This is a genomic window from Lysobacter antibioticus HS124, assembly GCF_000336385.2.
Classification (GTDB): Bacteria; Pseudomonadota; Gammaproteobacteria; order Xanthomonadales; family Xanthomonadaceae; genus Lysobacter; species Lysobacter firmicutimachus.
In genome coordinates this window covers 20,955-27,328 of record NZ_HG424601.1, presented here as the reverse complement: position 1 = coordinate 27,328, position 6,374 = coordinate 20,955, and the positions used below count along the sequence as shown (strand labels likewise).

The 6,374-nt window shown below is 68.8% G+C and carries 5 protein-coding genes and 1 pseudogene; 4 read left to right on the top strand and 2 right to left on the bottom strand.

Annotated elements, in window-relative coordinates:
• Positions 1-123, bottom strand: a pseudogene (locus TX83_RS24040) (translation elongation factor Ts); the annotation flags it as partial.
• A 171-nt stretch (positions 124-294) separates the two neighbouring features.
• Positions 295-1,113 (bottom strand): 30S ribosomal protein S2, encoded by an 819-nt coding sequence (gene rpsB / locus TX83_RS21115; protein WP_064749958.1) that lies wholly within the window; start codon positions 1,111-1,113, stop codon positions 295-297.
• Between the two features lie 438 nt (positions 1,114-1,551).
• Here rpsB and map point away from each other — a divergent pair, with 438 nt between their 5' ends.
• From map to TX83_RS21095, 4 genes are all read left to right on the top strand, one after another.
• The gene (gene map / locus TX83_RS21110; RefSeq protein ID WP_064749957.1) at positions 1,552-2,328 is read left to right on the top strand and encodes a type I methionyl aminopeptidase; all 777 of its coding nucleotides are present in this window, start codon (positions 1,552-1,554) and stop codon (positions 2,326-2,328) included.
• The gene (gene glnD, locus TX83_RS21105) at positions 2,325-4,970 is read left to right on the top strand and encodes a [protein-PII] uridylyltransferase (RefSeq protein WP_064749956.1); all 2,646 of its coding nucleotides are present in this window, start codon (positions 2,325-2,327) and stop codon (positions 4,968-4,970) included. The genes map and glnD overlap by 4 nt, the downstream gene beginning before the upstream one ends.
• Positions 4,871-5,872: a 2,3,4,5-tetrahydropyridine-2,6-dicarboxylate N-succinyltransferase gene (dapD, locus tag TX83_RS21100; protein WP_075575298.1), complete on the top strand. Its 1,002-nt coding sequence runs from the start codon at positions 4,871-4,873 to the stop codon at positions 5,870-5,872. Before glnD ends, dapD begins: the two co-directional genes overlap by 100 nt.
• 74 nt (positions 5,873-5,946) lie before the next feature.
• Positions 5,947-6,345 (top strand): hypothetical protein, encoded by a 399-nt coding sequence (locus TX83_RS21095; protein WP_064749954.1) that lies wholly within the window; start codon positions 5,947-5,949, stop codon positions 6,343-6,345.
• Positions 6,346-6,374: the final 29 nt, after the last annotated feature.

Genomic DNA, 6,374 nt, shown 5'->3' with positions numbered 1-6,374 from the left:
CAGCCACTCGGCGGCGGCGTCGATGTCGCCGTTGTTTTCGGTCAGGGCCTTCTTGCACTCCATCATGCCGGCGCCGGTGCGCTCGCGGAGTTCCTTGACCAGGGAAGCGGTGATTTCAGCCATGGGGTTACCTCGGGTGTTCGTGTTGCCCGCACAGCAGCGGCATAAGCCGCGAGCGTTCGCGGGCGAGATCCTGCGAAGGACGCGGCTTGCGCCGCCCCTGCAGGAGCGGGATGCGGATGCCGCAGCCGCGCACTATGGCGCGGCTGCGTGACGCTGAAGCGACGGCGGGGATTACTCCGCGGCGTCGTCCTTCTTGCCGCCCTTCTTGGCCGGCGCGCGGCCGCGCGGGGCCTTGCGGTCGTCCTTGGCGGCGCCTTCTTCGGCGGCTTCGGCGAACTCTTCCTCGCGGACGCTGCCGACCTGCGGAGCGGCGGCCTTGCCTTCGAGCACGGCGTCGGCGGCGGCGCGGGCGTACAGCTGCACGGCGCGGATGGCGTCGTCGTTGCCCGGGATGGCGTAGTCGACCAGGGCCGGATCGTAGTTGGTGTCGACCACGGCGATGACCGGGATGCCGAGCTTCTTGGCTTCCTTGATCGCGATGTCTTCATGGCCGATGTCGATCACGAACAGCGCGTCGGGCAGGCGGTTCATGTCCTTGATGCCGCCCAGCGAGGCTTCCAGCTTGGCGCGCTCGCGGCGCAGGCCCAGCACTTCGTGCTTGACCATCTTCATGAAGGTGCCGTCGGTTTCGCCGGCTTCCAGTTCCTTCAGGCGCGACACCGACTGCTTGACGGTGCGGAAGTTGGTCAGGGTGCCGCCCAGCCAGCGCTGGGTCATGTACGGCATGCCGCAACGCTCGGCCTCTTCCTTGATCGACTCGCGCGCCGAGCGCTTGGTGCCGATGAACAGGATGGTGCCGCGCTTCTGGGCGATGCCCGAGATGAAGTTCATCGCGTCGTTGAACAGCGGAACGGTCTTCTCGAGGTTGATGATGTGGATCTTGCCGCGGGCGCCGAAGATGTACGGACCCATCTTGGGGTTCCAGTAGCGCGTCTGGTGGCCGAAATGGACGCCGGCTTCCAGCATCTGGCGCATGGTGATCTGGGGCATTGCGATGACTCCGAAGGCAGTGGAACCGGCGCCGCGATAAGTGAGGGCGCTGCCCGGAGCGGAGCTCCGTGGCGATGGTTCCGGGGTTGGGCCTCCCTGGCGCTTCCGTGTCCGAACCGTGGAGCGGCTGGGCCGTTCCGCGGCACCCCGGCACGAATTGGGGCGTCAGGTGTGTATTCGCCGATGACGTCCGGCGTGGACGGCGCGGTCGATCCGGGAACCCGGTCCGGCCGCAAAGCCGCGGAATTGTAAGCCGCGCCGGCCGGCAGGGCAAATCCGGACAGGTCGACGGTAGGGGCGGGGGCGAAAAGCGAAATCTCATTCTTCACTGAGACAGTCGCCGGCCGTGATCGATGGGGGCCCGCGGCACACTGCATCGCATCCGCGGCGGTCCGCGAACCGTGATGGCCGGGGCGTTAATAGGCGATAATCCCGGCCATGGCCTACACCCTCAAAACCCCCGAAGACATCGAGAAGATGCGCGTCGCCGGCCGCCTGGCCGCCGAAGTCCTGCAGGTCGTTGCGCCGCACGTGAAGCCGGGCGTCAGCACCGGCGAACTGGACCGCATCTGCCACGATCATATCGTCAACGTGCAGAAGGCGATTCCCGCCAACGTCGGCTACAAGGGCTTCCCCAAGACCGTCTGCACCTCGGTCAACAACGTCATCTGCCACGGCATCCCCAGCGACGGCAAGATCCTCAAGGACGGCGACATCGTCAATATCGACGTCACCGTCATCAAGGACGGCTGGCACGGCGACACCAGCCGCATGTATTACGTCGGCACGCCGTCGGTCATGGCCAAGCGTTTGGTCGAGGTCACCCGCGAGGCGATGTTCCGCGCCATCCGCATCGTCAGGCCCGGCATCACCCTGGGCGACATCGGCCACGTCATCCAGACCTATGCCGAGTCCGAGCGCTTCAGCGTGGTCCGCGATTACTGCGGCCACGGCATCGGCCGGGTCTACCACGAGGACCCGCAGGTCCTGCACGTCGGCCAGCCCGGCGCCGGGCTCAAGCTGGTGCCCGGCATGACCTTCACCATCGAGCCGATGATCAACGAAGGCACCTACCGGCATAAGACCCTGCCGGACGGCTGGACCGTGGTCACCAAGGACCGCAAGCTGTCGGCGCAGTGGGAGCACACCGTCGCGGTGACCGAAGACGGCGTCGAGATCCTGACCCGCGTGCCCGGCGACGACAACGACTTATGACCGCACCCGTCGCGGCCGACGGCGCCGCGCCCGAAGCCGGCACCCCGGCGGCGATCCGCGCGGCCCTGGCCGCGGTCGACGCCGCCCTGGCCGAACGTTTCGACCGCGACGGCGAAGCCGACATCGACCGCCTGTTGCGCGCGCGCGCCGACGCGGTCGACGCGCAGGTGCGTGCGGCCTGGCGTCGGCATCTGGATCACGGCGCCGGCCTGGCGCTGTTCGCGGTCGGCGGCTACGGCCGCGGCGAACTGTTTCCGCAATCGGACATCGACCTGTTGGTGCTGGCCGAGTCCGAGGCCCAGGCCGCCCAAGCCGAAGCGCTGGGCGCGTTCTTCGCCGCGCTGTGGGACGCCGGCCTGCCGGTCGGCCATGCGGTGCGCTCGGCCGCGCAATGCACCGAGGCCGCGGCCGACCTGACCGTGATGACGGCGATGCTGGAGGCGCGCCCGATCGTCGCCGACGCGGTCGCGCAGATGGCCTTGCAGGCGGCGATCTCGCCGTCGCAGGTATGGCCGGCGCGCGATTTCTTCCTCGCCAAGCGCGACGAACTGCGCCAGCGCCACGCCCGCTACGGCGACACCGCCGACAACCTCGAGCCCAACCTCAAGGAAGGCCCGGGCGGCATGCGCGACGTGCAGACCCTGCACTGGATGGCGCTGCGCATCATCGGTACCGCCGACCTGGAATCGCTGCTGTCGATCGGCCAACTGGGTCCCGACGAACTGTCCACCCTGGAGCGCGAGCGCCGCGCTCTGTCGCGGCTGCGCTTCGGCCTGCATCTGGTCGCGCGCAAGCGCGAGGAGCGGCTGCGTTTCGATTACCAGAAACTGCTCGCCGAACGCTTGGGCCACGTCGATCACGCCGACAGCCTGGCGGTCGAGCAGATGATGCAGGGCTTCTACCGCAGCGCCGCGCTGGTGCTGCGGATCGGCGAGCGCCTGCTGCAGCGCTTCGAAGAACAGATCGAGGGCGAGGCCCAGCCGCAGCCGCTGGAGACGCCGTACGAGGCCTTCGAGCTGCGTCGCGACTACATCGCCGCGCGCGAACCGGACTGGCCGCGCGACGCGCATCAGATCTTCGCCCTGTTCGCCGCCTGGGCCGCCCACGACCGCATCCGCGGCCTGCACTCCCAGACCGCGCGCGCGCTGGCCGAGGCCCTGCCCAAGGTGCCCGGCTTCGATAGCGCCGAGCCGGCGTTGCGCGAGCGCTTCCTCAAGCTGCTGCGCGGCCCGCATCCGGTGCACGCGCTCGAGCGCATGGCCCGGCTGGGCGTGCTGGGACGCTGGATTCCGGCCTTCTCGAAAGTCTCCGGGCGGATGCAGTTCGACCTGTTTCACGTCTACACGGTCGACCAGCACACCCTGGCGGTGCTGCGCAACCTGGCCCGTTTCGCTTCCGGCGTCGCCGACGAGCGCTTCAGCATCGCCCACGAAGTCTGGCCGCGCCTGCGCAAGCCGGAACTGCTGCTGCTGGCCGGGCTGTTCCACGATATCGCCAAGGGCCGCGGCGGCGACCATTCCGAGCTCGGTGCCGAGGACGCGCGTGTGTTCGGCGCGGTCATGGGCCTGAGCGAATCCGACACCGCGCTGATCGAATGGCTGGTGCGCCATCACCTGCTGATGTCGGTGACCGCGCAGAAGCAGGACATCGCCGACCCGGAGGTGATCCATCGCTTCGCCGTCAAGGTCGCCGACCGCGAACACCTGGACCATCTCTACCTGTTGACCTGCGCCGACATCGCCGGCACGTCGCCCAAGCTGTGGAATGCGTGGAAGGACCGCTTGCTGGCGGATCTGTACACCGCGACCCGGCTGGCGTTGCGGCGCGGGCTGGAGCATCCGGTCGCCGGCGCCGAGCGCGCCGCGGAAACGCGCGAGGCAGCGCAGGCCATGCTGGCCGCGTTCGGCGCCCGCGACGAGGAAATCGCTGCATTGTTCGCGCGCATGCCGCAGATCGCCTTCCAGCGCGGTCGTCCCGACCAGATCGCCTGGCAGGCCTCGTCGCTGCGCGGGGTCGCGCTCGGCGACACGCGGGTGCGCGCGCGTCCGGTCAGCGCCCACGGCGGCGCGCACGCCGGCGCGCTGGAAGTGTTCGTGCATTCGCCCGACCGCGACGGCCTGTTCGCGGCGATCGTGGCCACCCTGGACCGGCTCGGCCTGGCGATCCAGCAGGCGCGCGTGCTGGACGGCCCCAACGGAGCGATCTTCGATACCTTCGAAGTGGTGCCGACCGATCCGCGCCAGCCGCCGACCGCCGAAGACGTGGAGCGCCGCTTGGAATCGGCCCTGGCCGGAGAACTGGAGCGGATCCAGCCGGCGCGTCGCGCCCAGCCGCGCCATCTGCGCCATTTCCGCATCGCTCCGCAGATCGAGTTTTCCGATTACCGCAAGCACGACGGCGCGGCGCCGGCGCGAACCACGCTGAGCCTGGTCTGCACCGACCGGCCGGGCCTGCTGGCCGACGTCGCCCAGACCCTGCGCAAACAGCGCCTGCGCGTGTACGACGCGCGCATCGCCACCTTCGGCGAGCGCGCCGAGGACGTATTCCAGATCACCGACGGGCGCGACCGTGCGCTCGACGAAACGCAACAGCAGGCCCTGCGCGACGCATTGCTGGCCTGCCTCGAAGGAGACTGTCGATGAGCCCCCCCGCCAAGAAGACCACCAAGAAGACCGCGAAGAAGACGGTCAAGAAGAGCCGCGAAGCGCCGGGCGCCGACGAGCTGAAGTTCATGATCGACAGCGCCTTCGAGCGGCGCACGATGCTGACCCCGGACGAGATCGAAGGCTCGACCCGGCCGACCGTGGAGCGGGTCATCGCCGGCCTGGAGCAGGGCGAGTTCCGCGTCGCCGAGCCGGACGGCGCGGGCGGCTGGAAGGTCAACGAATGGCTGAAGAAGGCGGTGCTGCTGTATTTCCGGGTCAACGACATGCAGGTGGTCGAGGCCGACCCGGCGCCGTTCTGGGACAAGGTGCCGGCGCGCTTCGAAGGCTACGGCGAGAGCGACTTCCGCAAGCTCGGCGCGCGCGTCGTGCCCGGCGCGATCGCCCGCCGCGGCGCCTACATCGGCAAGGACGTGGTGCTGATGCCGAGCTTCGTCAACATCGGCGCGCACGTCGGCGAGGGCACCATGGTCGACACCTGGGCCACGGTCGGCTCCTGCGCCCAAATCGGCAAGCACTGCCACCTGTCCGGCGGCGCCGGCATCGGCGGCGTGCTCGAACCGCTGCAGGCCTCGCCGACCATCATCGAAGACCATTGCTTCATCGGCGCGCGCTCGGAAGTGGTCGAAGGCTTCGTGGTCGGCCACCACAGCGTGATCGGCATGGGCGTGTTCCTCGGCCAGAGCACCCGCGTCTACAACCGCGCCACCGGCGAGATTTCCTACGGCTACGTGCCGCCGTACAGCGTGGTGGTCTCGGGCCAGTTGCCGGCCAAGGACGGTTCGCACTCGCTGTATTGCGCGGTGATCGTCAAGCAAGTCGACGCCAAGACGATGTCCAAGACCAGCATCAACGAATTGCTGCGCGGGCTGGCGGACTGAGCGTGGGCTCGCCCGGTGCGTCCAGGATCTCGCATCCGTCGCTGACCCGGTGGGTGAAGCAGCCCTTTCCGGGTATGGCCCTGGCCGTGCTCGCGGCCTTGCTCGTGGGCGGGGTTTTTTCCCGCCCCTTGCCGCCGCTGAGCGTGCTGTTCGCGTTGGGCCTGGTCGCTTCGGCGGCGCTGATCCAGCGGTCGATGGCCCGTCATCTGGCCGATGAGGTCGTCGACGGCGGCGATCACCTGCTCGTACGTTCGAACGGCATCGAAGAAAAAATCATGCTGGGCGAGGTGGCGGCCATCCGGCGCGGCTTCGGCTTCAATCCCGAACGGCTGATCCTGACGCTGCGCCGTCCGGGCCGGCTGGGCGATACGATCGCGTTCATTCCCAAGGGTGTTCGATGGTTTCCCTACGTCGAGCATCCGCTGGCCTACGAGCTCAGGACCCGCGCGCAGTCGCTGCGACTGCGCCCCTGAGCCGGCGCGCATTCGCCGGCCATCGCCTC